Consider the following 20,666-nt stretch of genomic DNA (forward strand, 5'->3'; position numbering starts at 1 on the left):
GCTCACCCAAGCCGGTTGCGAACAGCCGCAACCACGCTGAAGGTCTGCTCCGGCATCCGGGCGTCGGGGTCGAACAGCGTGAGCGTCAGGCGTACGCTGCGTATCAAGGCGCTGTCGGCGTCGGCCACATAGCGCGCGACGCTTTGCTGATCGCGGGAGTGGGCCACGCCGAAGAGCACGCTGAACGCGCGAACGTGACTGATCAACGGTTGCCCGTTCAGCGCCAGTTCGCCACGCGCCTTGTTGAACTGATAGACCTGTCGGCGGATTGGCAGCGCCAGCTCACCCGCCGCCACCCCGGGCGCCTTGCCACTGGAATATGCCGTCGCAGCCGACACGCAGTCCGTGTGCACCACCCAGGTGTGCCAGGCCCCACCACCTTCAACCGCAGCGGTCGCCAGCGTCAGCGAACGTCGGTTAGCGTCCCACCTGACAGGCTCGTCAAACGCCTCTGAAAAACTGCCGCCGTTGCTGGCATCCGTCACGTTCGACAGGCAGCCGAACATGCCGGCAAGGCTGATTTCCCGCACGATTTTACTGAGGATGAAACGGGCATCTTCCTGCATGGCCGCCGAAGACGTCTGACTCAAGTAGGTGCTTTTGGCGCTGACGAATACCTGCATCAGGGCCAACGACATGACCAGCCCCAGCACCAGCGCCAAGAGGATTTCCACCAGCCCGAATCCTTTCACCCGCGCCTTCATGGTCGCGCTCCCGGCTCTGCGCCAACCCTGCTGCTCAGCGTCCAGGTCTGCGTGTCTGCCATGTCCTGCCCGGCTCGGGAGTCGTTCCAGGTCAGTGTCATGCGCACCGACGAGCCTTGGTGCGCAATGCTGGCTTGAGCATCGTCGCCCAGCCGTTGCCGCAACTGGGTGGCGAAATCGAACAGGTCCTGATCGCGAGGCACATCAGGATTTTCGGTGACGGGGGCCTGGTCCAGCGAGGCCAGCGCGTAATTGCCCTCAGGGTTGGCGCGCATGCGCTCGAATAAGTCATGGGCAATGAAACTGACCTGCAGGCTGCGCGCCGAGCTGTCGGTGTATTTCAGCGCGCCGAGCTGCAGCATCGCGCCCCCCAGTACGCCGAGGCTGAGAATCAACAGTGCGACCAGAACCTCAATCAACGTCATCCCTGTCTGACTCGATGCTGCCTGCATTCAACACCTCCAAATCCCTGTGCAGCCCCCAGTGAAGTCGACACACGGAAACTTGCCCGATGGATGTGTAACGGCGGCTTGCGGACATATCGGCTGACACCCTCGGGGTTGCCAGGGCAACGGCAGTGACGTCTGCTTGGGCGCGCCACGGTCAGGGAGATCGGTCACATGAAGCAACGAGGTCTGACGCTCATCGAGCTGCTTGCAGGACTGCTCATGCTCGGGATTCTGGCGACGCTTGCGATCCCCGCATTCGGCGCGCTGGTCGATTCACAGCGACGGCAGGACACCGCCCATCAGTTGGCGAGCGGGCTGCGAATGGCGCGCTCCGAAGCCATCGTGCGCAGTCAGCCGGTGATCATGCAGGCACTGGAGAATGACTGGAGCCGAGGCTGGCAGGTTTTCGTGGATAACAATCAGAATCAGTTTCGCGACGATGATGAAACGTTGCTGGCCGAGAACGCAGGCCAGCGCAACGTCAGGGTGGTGGGCAACAGCAAGGTGATGACGCGCATCGGTTTCGACAACACCGGGCGCTTGCTCAATAACGCTAACGGCACGCTGGCGGTGTGCTTAAAAGAATCAGCCGCCAGCCATTATCAGGTAGCGATCGCCGTTACCGGGCGGGTCAACCTGCGCAAAGAGGGTTTCACCCGTGACCCGTGCGCATGACGCCGGTTACTGAACCTGCTTGACGCGCAGTTCCTTGGGCATCGAGAACGTGATGTTTTCTTCACGTCCCGCCAGCTCGTCGGCCCCTGTCGCACCCCACTCGTGCAGCTGCTGGATCACGCCGCGCACCAGCACTTCCGGAGCCGATGCACCTGCCGTGATGCCGATGCGCTCGACACCGTCGAACCAGCTGCGCTGCATGTCTTCGGCGCCGTCGATCAAATAGGCCGGAGTCGCCATGCGCTCGGCCAGTTCGCGAAGACGGTTGGAGTTGGAGCTGTTTGGACTGCCGACCACCAGCACGACGTCGCACTCGTCAGCCAGTTGCTTGACCGCGTCCTGACGGTTCTGGGTGGCGTAACAAATGTCGTCCTTGCGAGGACCGCCGATCGCCGGAAAACGCGACCGAAGGGCGTCGATGACCCGACTGGTGTCGTCCATGGACAGCGTCGTCTGGGTCACGAACGCCAGTTTCTCGGGGTTGCGCACATTGAGCCTGGCGACATCGTCCTCATCCTCGACCAGATAGATCGCGCCGCCATTGCTGGCGTCGTACTGCCCCATCGTGCCTTCCACTTCAGGATGGCCTTCGTGCCCGATCAGGATGCATTCGCGCCCGTCACGGCTGTAGCGTGCGACCTCGATGTGAACCTTGGTGACCAGTGGGCATGTGGCGTCGAACACCTTCAAGCCACGGCCGGCGGCTTCGCTGCGCACCGCCTGGGACACGCCGTGGGCGCTGAAAATGACGATGACGTCGTCAGGCACCTGATCCAGCTCTTCGACGAACACCGCGCCACGGCTGCGCAGGTCTTCGACGACGAATTTGTTATGAACCACTTCATGACGCACGTAGATCGGCGGGCCAAACACTTCCAGCGCGCGATTGACGATTTCGATCGCACGGTCCACCCCGGCACAGAATCCACGTGGGTTGGCGAGCTTGATTTGCATGATGTGCCTCGTATCTACGCGCAATGAAACATAAAAACGAAAAGGCCCCGAGCCATGTCGGGGCCACAGACTCCCTGATGTCTCAGAGCGCCCTCACCTCGAAGATTTCCACTTCGAAGGTCAACGTTTTGCCGGACAGCGGATGGTTGAAATCAACGGTGACCTGTTCATCGTCGAACGCCTTCACCACACCTGGCAATTCAGTATTGGCCGCATCGTTGAAGATCACCAGCAGCCCTTCGGCCAGCTCCATGTTCTGGAACTGCGAGCGGGGCATGATCTGCACGTTCTGCGGGTTAGGTTGACCGAAGGCGTTTTCCGGCTGGACCTGGAGGGTGCGCTTGTCACCGGCCTTGAAGCCGAAGATGAGCGCCTCGAAGCCAGGCAGCAGGCTGCCGTCGCCGACTTTGAAGGTGGCCGGCGCCTTGTCGAACGTACTGTCGACCGTGTCGCCATTCTCCAGGTGCAGCGCGAAATGCAGCGTGACTTCCGTGTTCTGACCGATGCGTGTTTCCTGTGCAGCGTTGTCGGTCATCGACTGTTCAGTCATTGACGGTTTCTCCAGTTTTCTTGCTCTTGAACATGTCCAGAGCAAGCATGATCGCGCCGACGGTGATGGCGCTGTCCGCGACATTGAAGGCCGGGAAGCCGTGTTCTTTCCAATGCACGAAGATGAAATCTATGACGTGGCCGATGAAGATCCGGTCGTAAAGATTGCCGAGCGCTCCGCCCAGTACGAGGGCGAGGGCAATCGCAAGCCAGGTCTCGTGACGCCCCAGGCGCTTGAGCCAGACGATCAGCACAATGCTCACCACCACGGCGATCAGCGCGAACAGCCAGCGCTGCCAGCCGGAACTGTCGGCCAGAAAACTGAACGCAGCGCCCGTGTTGTAAGCCAGCATCCAACTGAAGTAATCAGGAAGGATGACGATCTGCTCATACAACTCCAGGCGATTCTCGAAGTAGAACTTGCTGGCCTGGTCAATGACCACGACCAGCACGCTCAACCACAGCCAGCTCAAGCGGCCCATACGGCCAGCCGACGCGTTAGGCATAGTGACGGACCTCGCCAGCACCGCTGATGTTGTCGACACAACGACCGCAGATTTCCGGATGCTCGGCGTGAACGCCGACGTCCTCGCGGAAGTGCCAGCAACGTGCGCACTTGGTGTAACCGGACTTGACCACCTTGAGCTTCAAGCCGGCCACTTCGGTGACCACGGCATCGGCCGGTGCGCTGACGAACGGCGCAACGCTGGCCTTGGAGGTGATCAGTACGAAACGCAGTTCGTCACCGAGCTTGCCCAGATCGGCGGTCAGGTCGTCTTCAGCATAAAGGGTCACTTCAGCCTGCAGGTTGCCACCGATGGCTTTCGCCGCCCGCTGGTTTTCCAGTTCCTTGTTGACCGCGGTCTTGACCGCCATGATCCGATCCCAGTAGGCGCGGTCCAGCTCGAAGCCTTCCGGCAGCTCGCTCAGGCCTTCATACCAGGTGTTGAGCATCACCGACTCGTTGCGTTCGCCCGGCATGTATTGCCACAGCTCGTCCGCAGTGAATGCCAGGATTGGCGCGATCCAGCGCACCAGCGCTTCGGAGATATGGAACAACGCGGTCTGGCAGGAACGACGCGCCTTGCTGTCGGCGCCGGTGGTGTACTGGCGGTCCTTGATGATGTCCAGATAAAAGCCGCCCAGCTCCTGCACGCAGAAGTTGTGCACTTTGGAATAGACGTTCCAGAAGCGGTATTCGCTGTAATGCTCTTCCAGTTCACGCTGCAGCAACAGGGTGCGATCCACCGCCCAGCGATCCAGCGCCAGCATCTCATCGGCAGGCAGCAGGTCGGTGGCCGGATTGAAACCGGTCAGGTTCGAGAGCAGGAAACGTGCAGTGTTGCGGATACGACGGTATGCATCGGCGCTGCGCTGCAGGATGGTTTCCGACACGGCCATTTCGCCCGAGTAATCGGTGGCCGATACCCACAGACGCATGATGTCGGCGCCCAGCGTGTCGTTGACCTTTTGCGGCGCAATGACGTTGCCCAGCGATTTGGACATCTTGCGGCCGTTCTCGTCGACCGTGAAGCCGTGGGTGAGCAGTTCGCGATACGGCGCATGCCCGTCGATCGCACTGCCGGTCAGCAGCGAAGAGTGGAACCAGCCGCGATGCTGGTCCGAACCTTCCAGATACAGGTCGGCGCGAGGACCGGTCTCGTGGCCCATCGGATGCGAACCGCGCAGAACGTGCCAGTGCGTGGTGCCCGAATCGAACCAGACGTCCAGGGTGTCGGAAATCTTGTCGTACTGCGAGGCTTCGTCGCCCAGCAGTTCAGCGGCGTCCATCTTGAACCAGGCTTCGATGCCTTCGTTCTCGACGCGCTTGGCGACTTCTTCCATCAGCTCGACGGTGCGTGGGTGCAGCTCGCCGCTCTCCTTGTTCAGGAAAAACGGGATCGGCACGCCCCAGTTGCGCTGACGGGAGATGCACCAGTCCGGACGGTTGGCGATCATCGAATGCAGGCGCGCCTGGCCCCAGGCCGGCACGAACCTGGTTTCTTCGATGGCCTTGACTGCGCGGTTGCGCAGGGTGTCACCCGAAGTCGGCTGCTTGTCCATGCCCACGAACCACTGCGCAGTGGCGCGGTAGATCAGCGGCGTTTTGTGGCGCCAGCAATGCATGTAACTGTGGGAAATGGTTTCGGTATGCAACAGCGAACCGACTTCCTGCAGTTTTTCGATGATGGCCGGGTTGGCTTTCCAGATGAACTGGCCGCCGAAGAACTCGAGCGATTGCGCGTAGACGCCATTGCTCTGAACCGGGGTCAGGATGTCGTCATTGACCATGCCGTAGCGCTTGCAGGTCACGAAGTCGTCTTCGCCGTAAGCGGGCGCGGAATGCACGACGCCTGTGCCGGCGCCCAGTTCGACGTATTCAGCCAGATACACCGGCGACAGACGATCGTAGAACGGGTGGCGGAAATTGATCAGTTCCAGGGCCGAACCTGGAGCGGTGGCCAGCACCGTGCCTTCGAGGTTCCAGCGCTTGAGGCAGGCTTCGACCAGCTCTTCGGCCAACACCAGCAGGCGCTCACCGGTATCGACCAGCGCGTAGTTGAACTCGGGATGAACGTTAAGCGCCTGGTTCGCCGGGATGGTCCACGGGGTGGTGGTCCAGATCACGATCGCGGCGGGTTTGCTCAGGCTCGGCAGGCCGAACGCGGCGGCGAGCTTGTCGGCGTCTGCGATCGGGAAGGCAACGTCGATGGTCGACGACTTCTTGTCCTGATATTCGACTTCGGCTTCGGCCAGTGCCGACGCGCAGTCGAAGCACCAGTTGACGGGCTTCAGGCCCTTGAACACGAAACCGTGCTTGACCATTTCCGCCAGCGCGCGGATTTCTCCGGCTTCGTTGGTGAAGTCCATGGTGCGATACGGATTGGCCCAGTCGCCCAGCACACCCAGACGGATGAACTCGGACTTCTGGCCTTCGATCTGCTCGGCCGCGTAAGCACGGCACAGTTCGCGGGTCTTGTCCGCAGGCAGGTTCTTGCCGTGGGTGACCTCGACCTTGTGCTCGATCGGCAGACCGTGGCAGTCCCAACCCGGAACATAAGGCGCGTCGAAGCCCGAAAGGGTCTTCGAACGGACGATCATGTCCTTGAGAATCTTGTTGACCGCATGACCGATGTGGATGTTGCCGTTGGCGTACGGAGGGCCGTCGTGCAAGACGAACTTTGGACGATCCTTGCCAATTTCACGCAGCTTCTGGTACAGGCCAATGCTGTCCCAGCGCTGCAGAGTTTGCGGCTCGCGCTGGGGCAGGCCGGCCTTCATCGGGAAGGCGGTGTCCGGAAGATTAAGCGTGGCTTTGTAGTCGGTCATTTCAAGCTCTAAGTTAGCGGTTGACCATGCCCCAATGGGCACGGGCGGCAGCGACATCCGCATCGATCGCCGTCTTCAGCGCCTCAAGGGAGGCGAAACGCTGCTCATCACGCAGCTTTTGGTGGAATACCACCGTCAAGCGCCGGCCATAGATATCGCCGGCAAAATCCAGAAGGTGAATCTCAAGGTGAGGACGTCCGTCCCCTGCCACGGTCGGGCGCACGCCGATGTTGGCGACGCCGGGCCATACCTTGCCGTCGATTTCGGCACTGACCAGATAGACACCGGTCAACGGCACGCGACGACGCTTCAATTGCACGTTGGCTGTAGGCGTGCCCAGCTGGCGCGCCAGTTTCTGCCCATGCAGCACACGTCCGGAAATCTCGAACGGTCGGCCCAACAGACGCGCGGCCAACGCGAAATCGGCGGCAGCCAGGGCGTTGCGGACCTGAGTGCTGCTGACACGGCCGCCGTCGATCTCCACGGTCTGCGCCGCTTCGACGGTGAATCCCTTTTGCGCGCCGACCTTCATCAGAAAGTCGAAATCGCCGACCCGATCACAGCCAAATCGGAAGTCGTCACCCACTTCCAGGTGTTTCACACCCAAGCCGTCTATCAGCACCGTGTCGACGAACTCGGCGGCGCTGAGCTTGCTCAGGCGCTGGTTGAACGCCAGACACAACACCAGATCGACGCCCTCGGCGGCGAGCAGATCGAGCTTGTCACGCAGCCGGGCCAGACGCGCAGGAGCGGTCTCGGGCGCGAAGAACTCACGCGGCTGCGGTTCGAAGATCACCACGCAACTGGGCAGGCCCAACTCCACGGCACGCTCACGCAGTCGCGCCAGAATAGCCTGGTGACCACGGTGAACACCGTCGAAATTGCCAATGGTGGCGACGCAGCCCCGATGCTGGGGGCGCAGATTGTGAAGGCCTCGAACCAGCTGCATAACGCGCTTCTTGCTCATAAAGTGGCCGATTATAACCACACACCGTCGTCAACGACAGGCGACAGATCCGGGCAAACCGCAACAATCGACGTTAACCGGCAAAAACCGACGACTGATCCTACAAGATCGCCTTGCGGGCGAAATGCCTGAGGCGGAAACCCAACAGCAGCAATGTCCCGAAATACGCGCCGATCCCGGCGGCCACCAGCACGCCCAGCCGCAGGAAGCGCTGGAGCATCTGCCCGTCTGACCAGGAAGGCATCACCTGCATCAGCCCCAGTAGCACGGCAGACATCACCGACACCGCAACAACCAGCTTGATCAGGAAAATCGCCCAGCCTGGCTGCGGCTGGAACAGATCCTGCCGACGCAACTGCCAGAACAACAGCGCTGCATTGAGGCAGGCCCCCATGCTGATCGCCAGCGCCAGACCGGCGTGGGCCAAGTGGATGACATAGACGAACAACACATTGAACAACTGGGTCACGATGAGGGTGAAGATCGCGATCTTTACGGGCGTGCGAATATTCTGCTGCGCATAAAAGCCCGGCGCGAGGACTTTGATCACGATGATGCCGAGCAAGCCGACCGAATAAGCCACCAGCGCCCGCTGAGTCATCGCCGCGTCTTCGCCATCGAATTTGCCGTACTGAAACAGCGAAACGGTCAGCGGCTCGGCGAGCAGGCCCAGCGCCAGCGTACACGGCAGCACCAGCAGGAAGCACAGGCGCAGCCCCCAGTCGAGAATCCGCGAATATTCATGCCGATCCTTGCTCGCGTAGGTCTTGGAAAGAATCGGCAGCAGAATCGTACCCAGCGCAACACCCAGCACGCCCGATGGCAGCTCCATCAAACGGTCGGCGTAATACATCCACGACACTGAACCGGCCACGAGAAACGATGCGAAAATCGTATTGATGATCAACGATATCTGGCTGACTGACACGCCGAGCATCGCCGGCAGCATCTGTTTCATCACTCGCCACACGCCGGTATCGCGCAGGTTGATGCGCGGCAGAACGAGCATTCCGATCTTCTTCAGATGCGGCAGTTGATAAAGCAGTTGAAGCAATCCGCCCGCCAGCACGGCCCAGCCCAGGGTCATGACCGGTGGATTGAAATACGGGGTGAGGAACAGCGCAAAGAAGATCATCGCCAGGTTCAGCAGCGTCGGCACGAACGCAGGGACCGAGAAGCGATTCCAGGTATTAAGGATGGCGCCGGCCAGCGAGGACAGCGAGATCAGCAATATATAAGGAAACGTCACGCGCAGCAGATCGGACGTCAGCTGAAACTTTTCGGGGGTGTCGGCAAAGCCGGGCGCAGTCGCCCAGATGACCCACGGCGCGAAAATAATGCCCAGCACTGTGACCAGCGCCAGCGCCAGGGTCAGCATCCCCGTGACGTACGCGACAAAGGTGCGAGTGGCCTCCTCGCCCTGCTGGCTTTTATATTCAGCCAGAATCGGCACGAACGCCTGCGAGAAGGCGCCTTCGGCGAAAATCCGGCGCAACAGGTTGGGCAGTTTGAAGGCGATGAAGAAGGCATCGGTCGCCATTCCGGCGCCAAACGCCCGGGCGATGATCGTGTCGCGGACAAAGCCCAGCACCCGCGAAAGCATTGTGATAGAGCTGACGGCGGCTAGCGATTTGAGTAGGTTCATCTAAAGGTTGTGCGCCCGACCAAAGGAAGCGCCAAAGCGCGATCCATTTATGCGATACTCCGCGCCGCAAAACAGCACTGAGCCAAAAACCGCGAGTTTACAGGTCGTACGCCGGAAAGAAATCACCTCGGCATCACACTGCGACCACTCAGCGGAACGCATCAACTGCCCTTGACAAGCATCAAACTCATCGGCATGATTCGCGGCCTATTTTGTTAGCTATTTCCCAAGTCTTTCGAGGAGCTCGACGGTGGCCAACTCACCTTCCGCCAAAAAACGTGCAAAACAGGCTGAGAAGCGTCGCAGCCACAACGCCAGCCTGCGTTCCATGGTTCGTACCTACATCAAGAACGTAGTCAAAGCCATCGACGCAAAAGACGCTGAAAAAGCGCAAGCTGCTTATGTTCTGGCCGTGCCAGTTATCGACCGTATGGCCGATAAAGGCATCATCCACAAGAACAAAGCTGCTCGCCATAAAGGCCGCCTGAATGGCCACATCAAGGCTCTGAACCTTGCTGCTGCAGCCTAAGCGACCCGCTTGTTAAAAAACCGACCTCAGGGTCGGTTTTTTATTGCCTGCGATTCTTGCGCATGACCAGCTCATGACTTGCTGCAACACATGGAGAAACGCGACTTGCCTGCGCCAGGCCTGAAGGCCCCAGCCAGCCATTGATGCAAGCCGAGACCTCCATTCGAGCACGCCATCAAGGCGCGGGCGCTGGGGACCACGGCAGAATCGGGATTGCCGTCACCGCATTCTGTGGACTGCCCTCGATCACACGATCGCTGTAAACGAGGTACACCAGCGTATTGCGTTTCTTGTCCAGGAAACGCACCACCTGCATGGTCTTGAAGACCAGCGATGTGCGCTCCTTGAAGACCTCATCGCCATCCTTGAGCTCTTCCTTGAAGTGAATCGGCCCGACCTGGCGACAGGCGATGGACGCCTCGGCCCGATCTTCCGCCAGACCCAGCCCACCTTTGAGCCCGCCGGTCTTGGCGCGGGACAAGTAGCACGTCACCCCGTCCACCTTGGGATCGTCGAATGCCTCGACGACGATCCGGTCATTCGGCCCGACAAACTTGAAAACCGTCGACACCTGACCGATCTCTTCGGCCGATGCCAGCAAGGGCAGCATCAACAATGCACCCACCATCCCTTTCAGCGCTCGCATCACAACTTCCTTCTATTAGTGACCGGATTCAGACCAGAATCAGGTTGTCGCGATGAACCAGCTCCGGCTCGGCCATATAGCCCAGCTCCCTGACGATCGCATCGGACGGCAGACCGATGATCTTTTGTGCTTCCAGCGCACTGTAATTGCTCAGGCCACGCGCGATTTCTCGTCCATCGGCCGCCACACACACCACCATTTCACCGCGGCGGAAACTGCCCTGCACAATCTTCACCCCCACAGGCAACAAGCTCTTGTTGCTCTCGGTAAGGGCCTTCACGGCACCATCGTCGAGCACCAGCGTGCCTCGGGTCTGCAGGTGCCCTGCCAGCCATTGCTTGCGGGCGGCGAGCATGCCGCGCTCCGGAGACAACAACGTACCCAGACGCTCCCCAGCCTTCAGACGCGCCAGCACCCGCTCGATGCGGCCACCAACGATGACCGTGTGCGCGCCTGACCGCGCCGCCAGACGCGCCGCACGCAGCTTGGTCTGCATGCCACCACGCCCCAGCGCCCCGCCAGTGCCACCGGCAACGGCGTCGAGCGCAGGATCATCGGCACGCGCCTCGTAGATCAGTTGCGCCTCGGGATTGTTGCGAGGATCGGCGTCGAACATGCCGTCGCGGTCAGTCAGAATGACCAACAGATCAGCCTCGACCAGGTTGGCGACCAGCGCAGCCAAGGTGTCGTTGTCGCCGAAACGAATCTCGTCAGTGACGACAGTGTCGTTCTCGTTGATCACGGGCACGACACCCAGCTCGACCAGCGTGCGCAGCGTGCTGCGTGCGTTGAGGTAGCGCTTGCGGTCGGAAAGATCGTCATGGGTCAGGAGAATCTGCGCCGTATGCCGCTGGTATTCCGCAAAGCTGGACTCCCACGCCTGCACCAAGCCCATCTGACCGATAGCCGCAGCCGCCTGAAGCTCATGCATGGCACTCGGTCGTGCAGCCCAGCCCAGACGACTCATGCCGGCAGCCACCGCGCCGGAAGAGACCAGAACCAGTTCGACGCCCGCCTCATGCAGCGCCACCATCTGCTCGACCCAAACACCCATCGCGTTGCGGTCCAGACCCTTGCCGTCCGCCGTCAGCAGCGCACTTCCGATCTTGACAACCCAACGCTGGGCACCTGTCACCTTGCTCCGCATGATCGTTCAACCTTAAGCCAGAGAATCCGAATTCGACATACTAAAACGCCGCTATCAAAGCGGCGTTGTAGTTTACTTCACTCGATCATTCACGGACGTAAATGATTTCCGGACCATCTTCATCGTCCTCGAAATCATCATCCCAATCGTCATCGCCCATGTCGTGCACGCTCTTCACGCCACTGCGGCGCAGTGCACGCTTGTCGTCCAGCGCTTGCAGTTGGGCACGGGCCTCGTCTTCGATACGCTGATCCAGCTCGGCCAACTCTTCGGCGTAGGCCGGATCATTGGCCAGACGGTCGGCGCGATCTTCGAGGTAACGCATGATGTCGTGGCTCAGACGCTCGGTGCCCTGTTTGGCAATTGCCGAAATCATGTACACCGGGCCAGTCCATTGCAGACGCTCGACAATCTGCGCCTTGACCGCTTCATGCTGATCTTCCGGCAGCATGTCGCACTTGTTCAAGACCAGCCAGCGATCACGATCCGACAGCGCCGGGCTGAACTTGACCAACTCGTTGACGATGACCTCGGCAGCATCAGCCGGATTGGACTCATCCAGCGGCGCCATGTCGACGAGGTGCAGCAACAGACGAGTACGCGCCAGGTGCTTGAGGAAGCGAATACCCAGGCCTGCGCCATCGGACGCACCCTCGATCAGCCCCGGAATGTCAGCGATAACGAAGCTTTTCCAGCGATCGACACTGACCACACCCAGGTTCGGCACCAGCGTGGTGAACGGATAGTCGGCAACTTTCGGCTTGGCGGCCGAGACCGAACGAATGAAAGTACTTTTGCCTGCGTTCGGCAAGCCCAGCAGACCGACGTCCGCCAGCACTTTCATTTCCAGTTTCAGGTCACGCTGCTCGCCCGGCTTGCCCGGCGTGGTCTGACGCGGCGCGCGGTTGGTACTGGATTTGAAGCGGGTGTTACCCAAGCCGTGCCAACCACCCTGCACCACCAACAGACGCTGACCGGCTTTGGTCAGGTCACCGATGATTTCCTGGGTGCTGGCATCGATCACGGTCGTGCCGACCGGCACGCGCAGGATCAGGTCTTCACCTTTGCGACCGGTGCAATCGGTGCTGCCGCCATTGGAGCCACGCTCCGCATCGAAGTGACGGGTGTAGCGATAATCGACCAACGTGTTGAGGTTCTCGTCGGCGACCATGTAGATCGAGCCACCGTCACCACCATCACCGCCGTTCGGACCACCGTTTTCGATGAATTTTTCGCGACGGAAGCTCATGCAACCGTTGCCGCCGTCACCGGCTTTCACCCGAATGGATACTTCATCAACAAATTTCATAACGCACGCCTCCCGTCACAAAGACGAGCAAACAACATAAATTCATAAGGCTCTTGCAAAGATGAGCGTTGCGGTACCGATCAAAAACCAGCGCTTCACACCACAACGGCCCACACAAACAGCTTTGCAAGAGACTCACCGACCAATTTTGCACAGTCCCTACAAACGAAAAAGCCCTGTCGCGAGACAGGGCTTGATCTGCTAACGCAAGATTATGCCGCGGCTTGAGCCTTAGGCACGATGCTTACGTAGCGACGACCGAAGGCGCCTTTGACTTCGAACTTGATCACGCCTTCGACTTTAGCGAACAGGGTGTGATCCTTGCCCATGCCAACGCCGTAGCCAGCGTGGAATTGGGTGCCGCGCTGACGCACGATGATGTTGCCCGGAACGATTACCTGGCCGCCATACATCTTCACGCCAAGGCGTTTGGCTTCTGAGTCGCGACCGTTACGGGTACTACCACCAGCTTTTTTGTGTGCCATGAGTTCAATACTCCTATTAGGGTATCAGGCTGAAAAATCAGGCCTGGATACCGGTGATTTTGATCTCGGTGAACCACTGGCGGTGGCCCATACGCTTCATGTGGTGCTTACGGCGACGGAACTTGATGATGCGGACTTTATCGTGACGACCCTGGGAGATCACTTCAGCCACAACGGTAGCACCGGCAACGACTGGAGCGCCGATATTGACGTCGTCACCATTGGCAACCAGCAGAACGCGGTCGAAGGTAACGGTTTCGCCAGTAGCGACTTCCAGTTTTTCAATTTTCAGGTATTCACCTGGGGCGACTTTGTACTGCTTGCCACCAGTAACGATTACTGCGTACGACATGGTATATCTCCGAAAATCCTGCTCACCCAGCTCTTTATAAGAAGAGTATCGGCTGGCATGGCTGCATGGGGCTGGAAAGGCTCGTCATGCAATTGCGTAAGGCAGGTGCTGCCCAGGAAAGTTAGGGTGCGCGATTGTACGCAAGCCGCGAACGCCTTGCAAGCTGCGTTACGTCACGCCTTGACAGGGTGGGGCCTGCAACCTAGCATGCCGCGCAACCCTTCTGGAGCACGCCTCGCTGATGCAACCCCAAGCCTTCTACCGCGCTGTGGCGGACGACTTTACAGCCGTCGACCACATTATCAAGAAGCAGCTGACGTCGCGCGTGCCGCTGGTCTCGAAAATCGGCGACTACATCACTTCCGCCGGCGGCAAACGCCTGCGCCCGCTGCTCGTTCTGCTGTGCGGCAAGGCACTGGGAAGCGGCGGTGACCATCTGCGCCTGCTGGCGGCAACCATCGAATTCCTGCACACGGCGACCCTGCTGCACGACGACGTCGTCGACATGTCCGGGATGCGCCGTGGCCGCTCGACCGCCAATGCGATGTGGGGCAACGCGCCAAGCGTGCTGGTCGGTGATTTTCTCTATTCGCGCTCGTTCGAAATGATGGTCGAACTGGGTTCGATGCCCGTGATGCAGATCCTGTCCAAGGCAACGCGCGTCATCGCTGAAGGCGAAGTCCTGCAGCTGTCCAAGGTGCGCGATGCCAGCACCACCGAAGAAACCTACATGGAAGTGATTCGCGGCAAGACAGCCATGCTGTTCGAGGCCTCGACTCACAGCGCCGCTGCACTGGCCAACGCCAGCGCCGAACAAAGCGAAGCGCTGCGCACGTTCGGTGATCATCTGGGTGTTGCATTCCAGTTGGTCGACGATCTGCTCGACTACCGTGGCGACGCCGAAACCCTGGGCAAGAACATCGGCGACGACCTTGCAGAAGGCAAACCGACGCTGCCTCTGATCTACACCATGCGCGAAGGCACGCCGGAACAGGCGGCCCTGGTACGCAAGGCGATTCAGAAAGGCGGTCTGGAAGATCTGGAAAGCATTCGCGAAGCGGTTGAGCAATCAGGCTCGCTGGATTACACCGCGCAACTGGCTCGTGACTATGTCGCCCGCGCCATCGCCTGCCTGGATGTCCTGCCAGCCAGCGAGTACCGCGATGCACTGATCGAGCTGAGCGAGTTCGCCGTCGCCCGCACTCACTGATCCGGCTCGGCACCTGAAGAAGCCCGTCCACGCGACGGGCTTTTTTGTGCCCGCACGGATCATCGACCTCCGGCACGCCGCAGCGGCGAACAGCTGACCCACATCAACCCCGACGCAAAGATGCGAATTAATCTCAAATAGATCCTTGCTATTCTGCGGATAAGAATTATTCTCATTGAAACCTCAAGGAGAACGAACATGACTTATTTGATAGACGCCTGGCTGGATCGCCCACACCCTTACCTGCGAATTCTGCATCGCGAAACGGGTGAAGTGTGTGCGGTATTGCATGAGGACGCGCTGGATGAATTGCGGGATCAGGGTGACCTGGATGTGATCAGCCTGAGTTCGTGCGAACCTGGCATTCAGAAGGAAATGGTGCGCAACCTGTTTCTGTTCTGCTACGCCCGGGCGTTGCGCCCGACGCTGGAACTGCATTGATCATGACGACCGCGTCGACATTGCCGAGCGAGCCCTGCAGCCTGCTCGGCAATCATTCAGCCTGACGCTTGAGCCGTACGGCTCAGCTGTACCGCCTTACAGAACGTCCAGCAGCTCGACGTCGAATACCAGAACGCTGTGTGGAGGGATGCTCCCCACGCCCTGCGCGCCGTATGCCAGCTCGCTCGGAACGTACAGGCGCCACTTGCTGCCGGCCTTCATCAGTTGCAGGGCTTCGGTCCAGCCAGCGATCACGCCACCGACCGGAAATTCAGCTGGCTCGCCACGATCGTAGGAGCTGTCGAAGACGGTGCCATCGATCAGCATGCCGTGGTAGTGGGTGCGCACGTTGCTTTCGCGCGTCGGCTGAGCGCCGTCGCCTTGGGTGATGACTTCGAATTGCAGACCGGATTCCAGGGTGGTCACGCCTTCACGCTTGGCGTTGTCGGCCAGGTAAGCCTTGCCAGCGCCGGCGGCGGCTTCAGCCTTGGCAGCCGCTTCGGCTTGCATGATGTCGCGAATGACTTTGAAGCTTGCAGCCATTTCTTCCTGGCTGACGCGGCTCGGCTTGCCACCGAATGCATCGGTCAGGCCCGCGAGAATGGCGTCAAGGCTGACACCCGGTGGCGGGTTGTCGCGCAGCTGGTCACCCAGCTGACGGCCGATGCCGTAGCTGACGCGCGTTTCGTCGGTGGACAGATTGACTTCGGACATGACACTGCTCCGCTTATGGAGCACCCGCAGGTGCCCCGAACCAAAAGGCCGAGCAGCCTAGCACAAGGAGGCCGGAGCGGTAATGGTCAACCCGCGCTGCGCACGGCAACACGCCGCGCACAGGCCGGGCCGTCAGTGCTTGGTGACTTTATCCAGATAGCCCATTGCAAACGCCGAGACCACAAACGTCATGTGGATGATCACGTACCACATCAGGTACTGAGGCTCGATGTTCTTGGCATCCATGAACACCCGCAACAGGTGGATGGAGGAGATAGCGACGATAGACGCGGCGACTTTCATCTTCAGGGAAGATGAATCCATCTTGCCTAGCCAGTTGAGTTTTTCCTTGTCCTCGTCGATGTCCAGCTGAGAAACGAAGTTCTCGTACCCGGAAATCATCACCATCACCAGCAGCCCCCCGACCAGTGCCATGTCAATCAGCGACAGCAGCACCAGTATCAGGTCTGACTCGGCCAGCGAGAAGACATTGGGGATGACGTGGAAGATTTCCTGAAAGAACTTCAGCGCCAGCGCCAGAAGTCCCAGCGACAAACCGAAGTAGATGGGGGCCAGCAGCCAGCGCGAGGCGTACATGGCATTTTCGATAAAGCGTTCCATTGAAACTCACAGTTGATTGAAAGCTGCCGAGTATAGGGCGATCGCTGCGCGCTACAAGCCGCCCTGACACCACTCGAAACAATTAGCCGACGTAACGCTCCCCGAAAGCGCCGTGGTGCCCTGCACGCGCAGGAACACAACCGCCGCATTCACCGTGCTGCCGGCACACCTCAATTGACGGGAGTACTGCGCTGTTGCTGAGAGGCATCGCCATTGATTCGTCGGAGCTCGCCCTGCAGGTGCAGGCTCCAGATCGGGATTTCCTCAGCCGTCTGATAGCCATGCAGCGCAAGGCTTTCGGCAATCGCATCGAGCACTGACTCGGCGGCCACTGGACCATGGAACGGTCCCTGAGCCTTGAGCGCCGAAGGCTGCTCTCCTGACATTCCCGCTGCGAAGAGCAAGGTCCACATACCATTATCGCCAGACAGCGGGCGTACGACACATTCGATTCGGGTCACCAGACCCAGACATTGGCGAGTAAGACAGAGGCTGCGCGGCATGGCGAGCTCCTCATTGATTGCAGTATTCACCCCCTTGAACGGCGAAGAGAGCGCGTCAGTCCCTTTGACAACTGCTGCAACACGACAATATCGAACAAATGCCCCGTAAGAAAAGCGTGAAAATAAAAAGGGCGCCGAATGGTCATTTGGCCACTAGGCGCCCCTGTTAGTTGACGTCAAACAGTCAACTTTTCAGCTCCGGCTGTAACTGTGGCGCCTCTTTTTCGAGCTCCTTGAGGTCCTCTTCGCTGAGCATTTCGGCGATATCGCGCAGTCGATCCACCACGCGGCCGTTGACCGAGTTTTCCGGGAACTGGCCGTCTTCGTCCGCGTCGCCCACAGGCTCGCCGACCAGCAGGCTCAAGGCCTCATCGACCTGACGCACCGCATAGACGTGGAACTGCCCGGCACGTACCGCCTGCAGCACGCGCTCATCGAGCATCAACGTGGCGACGTTCGCCTGAGGGATGATCGCGCCCTGATCGCCCGTCAGACCCCGCGCCTCACAGAGTCGGAAGAAGCCTTCGATTTTTTCGTTGACCCCGCCCACCGCCTGCACTTCGCCAAACTGGTTGATCGAGCCGGTGATCGCGAAACACTGTTTCAGCGGGGTCTTGGACAATGCCGAAATCAGCGTGCAGACCTCGCCCAGAGAAGCGCTGTCGCCATCCACATAGCCATAGGATTGCTCCAGCGCGATGCTGGCGGAAATCGCCAGCGGGAATTCCTGCGCGTAACGGCTGCCCAGATAACCGGTGAGGATCATCACGCCTTTGGAGTGGATCGGCTGGCCGAGGTTGACCTCACGCTCGATGTCGACAATCCCGCTGCCGCCCGGGTAAACCGTCGCGGAAATCCGCGCCGGTACACCGAAAGCCGAGTCGCCGACCTCAAGCACCGTCAGGCCGTTGCACTTGCCGACGGCAGCGCCATCGGTGTCGATCAGAATGATGCCAGCAAGCATGTCGTCGAGAATCCGTGCCGACACCCGCCCGGTACGCGTGGCCTTGGCTTTGAGCGCGCGCTCGATATGGCCTGCATCGGTGCGCTCGTCATTGGCCAGGCTGCGAATGAAATCCGCCTCGCTGACCAGTTGAAAGAGGTCACCGATACGCGCCGACAACCGCCCCTGATGCTCGGCAAGCCGGGCGCTGTAAGTGGCCAGACGCGCGACAGCGTCGGCCGTCAGCGGCGCCATGCCCTCCTCCGAAGTCCGGGTTTTGAGCAACTGGGCGAACTGCTCCAGGCTCTCATCGACCATCGGGATGTCTTCATCGAAGTCCACCAGCACGCGGAACATCTCCTGGAAGTCAGGATCCAGGTCTTGCAATGTGTAATACAGCGACCGCGCGCCAATGATGATGACTTTGACCTGCAGCGGAATCATCTGCGGGGTCAGGGTCACGGTGGCGAGACGACCCAGCTCGCCCAGCGGCGACTCCATCTTCAATTTGCGCGATTGCAGTGCGCGTTTCAGAGCGTCCCAGACGAAGGGCTCGCTGAGCATCTTCTCGGCTTCGAGCACGAGAAAGCCGCCATTCGCGCGATGGAACGCGCCCGGGCGCAGCTGCCGGTAAGTGGTGTAGAGCGCGCCTTGATCCGTGCTGTACTCGATGCGGCCGAACAGGTTGTCGTAGGTCGGGTGCGGCTCGAAGACCACCGGCGCACCACCACTCGCCGAATGACCGACGACAAGGCTTGGGCAGTATTGCTCTTCGAGCAGCTTGCGCGCCTGAGCATCGGCTTTGCTGTCGTCGACCAGTTGCTCGACCACGGTTTTCAGCAGATTGACCTGCACGGCCTGCAGGTAAGCGCAGACCGCGGCGTTCTCGGCGTATTGCTCGGACAGCGGCGCCAGCAGTGGCTGCAAGGCCAGAATGATGGTCTCTTCATTCAGCTGGCGCATCTGATTGTTGGACTCGCGCTTCCATTGCGGAAGGCTGGCAAGCTCTTCATTCAGGCGCTCTTCGAGTGCCGAGATGTCGCTGTGGAAACGCTCGCGCTCGGCTTCCGGAAGCTGTGAAAACTCGGCTTCATCCAGCGCTTTGCCATCCAGCATCGGGGTGAAGGCGATGTTGCTGCTGTCGCGGTACAGGGCGATGTCTTTTTCCAGCGCCAGACGCTCGATGACGTCCAGTGCGCGGTCGTAACGCTGATTGAACGCGCGGTCGATCGAGCTTTTCTTCTGCTGATAGGACGGATGCTCGAACACGGCAGGAAAAGTCGACAGCAAGTTGTCGATCAAACCATTGATGTCGGCGATGAACGAACTGGCGCTGCCGGGCGGGAGTTCCAGTGCGCGAGGCTCGCGCGGCTCATCGAAATTGTTGACGTAAACCCAGTCCGACGGGGTCTGCATGCGCTTGCCCTCAGCTTTGAGGTAGCGCTTGACGAAGGAGAAGCGGCCCGTGCCGGGCTCGCCCATGACGAATACGTTGTAGCCGGGGCGCGGCATGGCGACCCCGAACTGAAGCGCCTCGACCGCTCGTTCCTGGCCGAGCACGCCGCGAAAGGGTTCCAGATCGTTGGTTGTCGTGAAGCTGAACTGTTCAGCGGAAAAGGGACGGGTAAGCGCTTCGGGCGCGAGTCGCAGGCTGGCAGCAACAGGATCGGGCATCGGACATCCTTACATCAGGCGGGGCAGATGGGGGCATTCTGGCGCTCGCCGCACCAGACTGGCAAGGCAAGAGACGGCGGAATGTTTTTCTACCTGACGAACCCGCCTACTCTCCCCCACGGCGCTGGACTACATGCAACAATCTGCAATAAACCACGGAACGTTCAGAACGTGCCTAAACTCCAACCTGCGCGGTCGGTACAAATCGAATAACCGACCCGCCCTGGCGCTTGCCAGGATCCGACCCTTGGTTGAAACAACAGAGACTAAAGCTATGAAACGGATTCTTCTTGGTACTCTCTTCGCCGCTGTGTCCATCAACGCCATGGCTCAAGCGCCTGGCGGTCCGGACTGCGGTTGGGGCAACATGCTGTTTGAAGGGCAACGCGGCACTCCGGCTCACTTCCTCGCTTCCACCACCAACGGCACCTCGGGTAACGCCACATTCGGCATGACCTCGGGCACCAACGGCTGCTCCACCAACAGCGCGCTGACTTATGGCGGTAAATCCTGGTTTGCCATGAACGGCATGATGGACGAGCTTTCCAAAGACATGGCGATGGGCCAGGGCGAAGCACTGACGACCTACGCGGTCGTACTGGGCGTTGCACCGGAAGACCGTGCGCATTTCGCCGCAGTCACCCACGAGCACTATCAGCAAATCTTCAACAAGGCAGACGCCACCGCTGAAGATGTCCACAGCAACACCCTCGACGTACTGAAGAACGATCCGACTCTGGCTAAATACGCAAGCCAGGCCTAAAGTCGTGCCACCTGCCTTCCTCCCGGAAGGCAGGATTTCACTGTCATTGCCCACTT

22 protein-coding genes are annotated in these 20,666 nt (G+C 60.0%); 5 read left to right on the top strand and 17 right to left on the bottom strand.

Annotation, left to right across the window (positions count from 1 at the left end):
- Nucleotides 1-2: 2 nt before the first annotated feature.
- A complete protein-coding gene (locus tag BMZ10_RS16990; protein WP_093464698.1) occupies nucleotides 3-704 on the bottom strand; it encodes a PilW family protein in 702 nt (233 codons plus the stop codon).
- Nucleotides 701-1,156, bottom strand: coding sequence for a type IV pilus modification protein PilV (gene pilV / locus BMZ10_RS16995; protein WP_093464701.1), 456 nt, complete (start codon nucleotides 1,154-1,156; stop codon nucleotides 701-703). The genes BMZ10_RS16990 and pilV overlap by 4 nt, the downstream gene beginning before the upstream one ends.
- A 168-nt stretch (nucleotides 1,157-1,324) precedes the next feature.
- Here pilV and BMZ10_RS17000 point away from each other — a divergent pair, with 168 nt between their 5' ends.
- Nucleotides 1,325-1,828 carry a GspH/FimT family pseudopilin gene (locus BMZ10_RS17000; protein WP_093465594.1) on the top strand — a complete coding sequence of 168 codons (504 nt, stop codon included), beginning with the start codon at nucleotides 1,325-1,327 and terminating at the stop codon, nucleotides 1,826-1,828.
- A 6-nt stretch (nucleotides 1,829-1,834) separates the two neighbouring features.
- On the opposite strand, the gene ispH is transcribed toward BMZ10_RS17000, so the two are convergent.
- The 6 genes from ispH to murJ all read right to left on the bottom strand — a co-directional run bounded on the left by ispH (nucleotide 1,835) and on the right by murJ (nucleotide 9,273).
- Nucleotides 1,835-2,782, bottom strand: a complete 948-nt coding sequence (ispH, locus tag BMZ10_RS17005; protein WP_093464704.1) for a 4-hydroxy-3-methylbut-2-enyl diphosphate reductase — start codon at nucleotides 2,780-2,782, stop codon at nucleotides 1,835-1,837.
- 82 nt (nucleotides 2,783-2,864) lie between these two features.
- Nucleotides 2,865-3,332 carry an FKBP-type peptidyl-prolyl cis-trans isomerase gene (gene fkpB / locus BMZ10_RS17010; protein WP_093464707.1) on the bottom strand — a complete coding sequence of 156 codons (468 nt, stop codon included), beginning with the start codon at nucleotides 3,330-3,332 and terminating at the stop codon, nucleotides 2,865-2,867.
- Nucleotides 3,325-3,837, bottom strand: a complete 513-nt coding sequence (gene lspA / locus BMZ10_RS17015; RefSeq protein ID WP_093464710.1) for a signal peptidase II — start codon at nucleotides 3,835-3,837, stop codon at nucleotides 3,325-3,327. The genes fkpB and lspA overlap by 8 nt, the downstream gene beginning before the upstream one ends.
- Nucleotides 3,830-6,661 carry an isoleucine--tRNA ligase gene (gene ileS / locus BMZ10_RS17020; RefSeq protein WP_093464713.1) on the bottom strand — a complete coding sequence of 944 codons (2,832 nt, stop codon included), beginning with the start codon at nucleotides 6,659-6,661 and terminating at the stop codon, nucleotides 3,830-3,832. The genes lspA and ileS overlap by 8 nt, the downstream gene beginning before the upstream one ends.
- Nucleotides 6,662-6,674: 13 nt before the next feature.
- On the bottom strand, nucleotides 6,675-7,610 hold the full coding sequence (ribF, locus tag BMZ10_RS17025; protein ID WP_093464716.1) for a bifunctional riboflavin kinase/FAD synthetase: 936 nt from the start codon (nucleotides 7,608-7,610) through the stop codon (nucleotides 6,675-6,677).
- 118 nt (nucleotides 7,611-7,728) lie between these two features.
- Nucleotides 7,729-9,273 carry a murein biosynthesis integral membrane protein MurJ gene (murJ, locus tag BMZ10_RS17030; protein WP_093465597.1) on the bottom strand — a complete coding sequence of 515 codons (1,545 nt, stop codon included), beginning with the start codon at nucleotides 9,271-9,273 and terminating at the stop codon, nucleotides 7,729-7,731.
- 250 nt (nucleotides 9,274-9,523) lie between these two features.
- Between murJ and rpsT the strand changes: the two genes are divergently transcribed.
- Complete coding sequence (rpsT, locus tag BMZ10_RS17040; protein WP_007924739.1) at nucleotides 9,524-9,802, top strand: 30S ribosomal protein S20; 279 nt, start codon at nucleotides 9,524-9,526, stop codon at nucleotides 9,800-9,802.
- Between the two features lie 175 nt (nucleotides 9,803-9,977).
- Here the strand turns inward: rpsT and BMZ10_RS17045 are convergent, their stop codons facing one another.
- The 5 genes from BMZ10_RS17045 to rplU all read right to left on the bottom strand — a co-directional run bounded on the left by BMZ10_RS17045 (nucleotide 9,978) and on the right by rplU (nucleotide 13,741).
- Nucleotides 9,978-10,448 (bottom strand): CreA family protein, encoded by a 471-nt coding sequence (locus BMZ10_RS17045; RefSeq protein ID WP_093464719.1) that lies wholly within the window; start codon nucleotides 10,446-10,448, stop codon nucleotides 9,978-9,980.
- Between the two features lie 28 nt (nucleotides 10,449-10,476).
- Nucleotides 10,477-11,595: a glutamate 5-kinase gene (gene proB / locus BMZ10_RS17050; protein WP_093464722.1), complete on the bottom strand. Its 1,119-nt coding sequence runs from the start codon at nucleotides 11,593-11,595 to the stop codon at nucleotides 10,477-10,479.
- Between the two features lie 85 nt (nucleotides 11,596-11,680).
- On the bottom strand, nucleotides 11,681-12,904 hold the full coding sequence (cgtA, locus tag BMZ10_RS17055) for an Obg family GTPase CgtA (RefSeq protein WP_093464725.1): 1,224 nt from the start codon (nucleotides 12,902-12,904) through the stop codon (nucleotides 11,681-11,683).
- Nucleotides 12,905-13,116: 212 nt separating this feature from the next.
- Nucleotides 13,117-13,389: a 50S ribosomal protein L27 gene (rpmA, locus tag BMZ10_RS17060; RefSeq protein WP_093464730.1), complete on the bottom strand. Its 273-nt coding sequence runs from the start codon at nucleotides 13,387-13,389 to the stop codon at nucleotides 13,117-13,119.
- A 37-nt stretch (nucleotides 13,390-13,426) separates the two neighbouring features.
- Nucleotides 13,427-13,741: a 50S ribosomal protein L21 gene (gene rplU / locus BMZ10_RS17065; RefSeq protein ID WP_093464734.1), complete on the bottom strand. Its 315-nt coding sequence runs from the start codon at nucleotides 13,739-13,741 to the stop codon at nucleotides 13,427-13,429.
- 241 nt (nucleotides 13,742-13,982) lie between these two features.
- On the opposite strand from rplU, the gene BMZ10_RS17070 reads away from it, so the two are divergent.
- Nucleotides 13,983-14,951, top strand: a complete 969-nt coding sequence (locus BMZ10_RS17070; RefSeq protein ID WP_093464737.1) for a polyprenyl synthetase family protein — start codon at nucleotides 13,983-13,985, stop codon at nucleotides 14,949-14,951.
- A gap of 198 nt (nucleotides 14,952-15,149) precedes the next feature.
- Nucleotides 15,150-15,392 (top strand): PA4570 family protein, encoded by a 243-nt coding sequence (locus tag BMZ10_RS17075; RefSeq protein WP_093464740.1) that lies wholly within the window; start codon nucleotides 15,150-15,152, stop codon nucleotides 15,390-15,392.
- Nucleotides 15,393-15,488: 96 nt separating this feature from the next.
- On the opposite strand, the gene BMZ10_RS17080 is transcribed toward BMZ10_RS17075, so the two are convergent.
- The 4 genes from BMZ10_RS17080 to BMZ10_RS17095 form a co-directional block, all read right to left on the bottom strand.
- Complete coding sequence (locus BMZ10_RS17080; protein ID WP_093464743.1) at nucleotides 15,489-16,106, bottom strand: BamJ family beta-barrel-assembly machinery protein; 618 nt, start codon at nucleotides 16,104-16,106, stop codon at nucleotides 15,489-15,491.
- A 132-nt stretch (nucleotides 16,107-16,238) separates the two neighbouring features.
- Nucleotides 16,239-16,727 (bottom strand): TIGR00645 family protein, encoded by a 489-nt coding sequence (locus BMZ10_RS17085; RefSeq protein ID WP_093464747.1) that lies wholly within the window; start codon nucleotides 16,725-16,727, stop codon nucleotides 16,239-16,241.
- 170 nt (nucleotides 16,728-16,897) lie between these two features.
- Nucleotides 16,898-17,230: a PA4575 family protein gene (locus BMZ10_RS17090; RefSeq protein WP_093464750.1), complete on the bottom strand. Its 333-nt coding sequence runs from the start codon at nucleotides 17,228-17,230 to the stop codon at nucleotides 16,898-16,900.
- A gap of 184 nt (nucleotides 17,231-17,414) precedes the next feature.
- Nucleotides 17,415-19,847, bottom strand: a complete 2,433-nt coding sequence (locus BMZ10_RS17095) for a Lon protease family protein (RefSeq protein WP_093464754.1) — start codon at nucleotides 19,845-19,847, stop codon at nucleotides 17,415-17,417.
- 274 nt (nucleotides 19,848-20,121) lie between these two features.
- On the opposite strand from BMZ10_RS17095, the gene BMZ10_RS17100 reads away from it, so the two are divergent.
- Nucleotides 20,122-20,610, top strand: coding sequence for a DUF3015 domain-containing protein (locus BMZ10_RS17100; protein ID WP_093464757.1), 489 nt, complete (start codon nucleotides 20,122-20,124; stop codon nucleotides 20,608-20,610).
- Nucleotides 20,611-20,666 lie beyond the last annotated feature (56 nt).

Source organism: Pseudomonas sp. NFR16 (genome assembly GCF_900108875.1).
Classification (GTDB): domain Bacteria; phylum Pseudomonadota; class Gammaproteobacteria; order Pseudomonadales; family Pseudomonadaceae; genus Aquipseudomonas.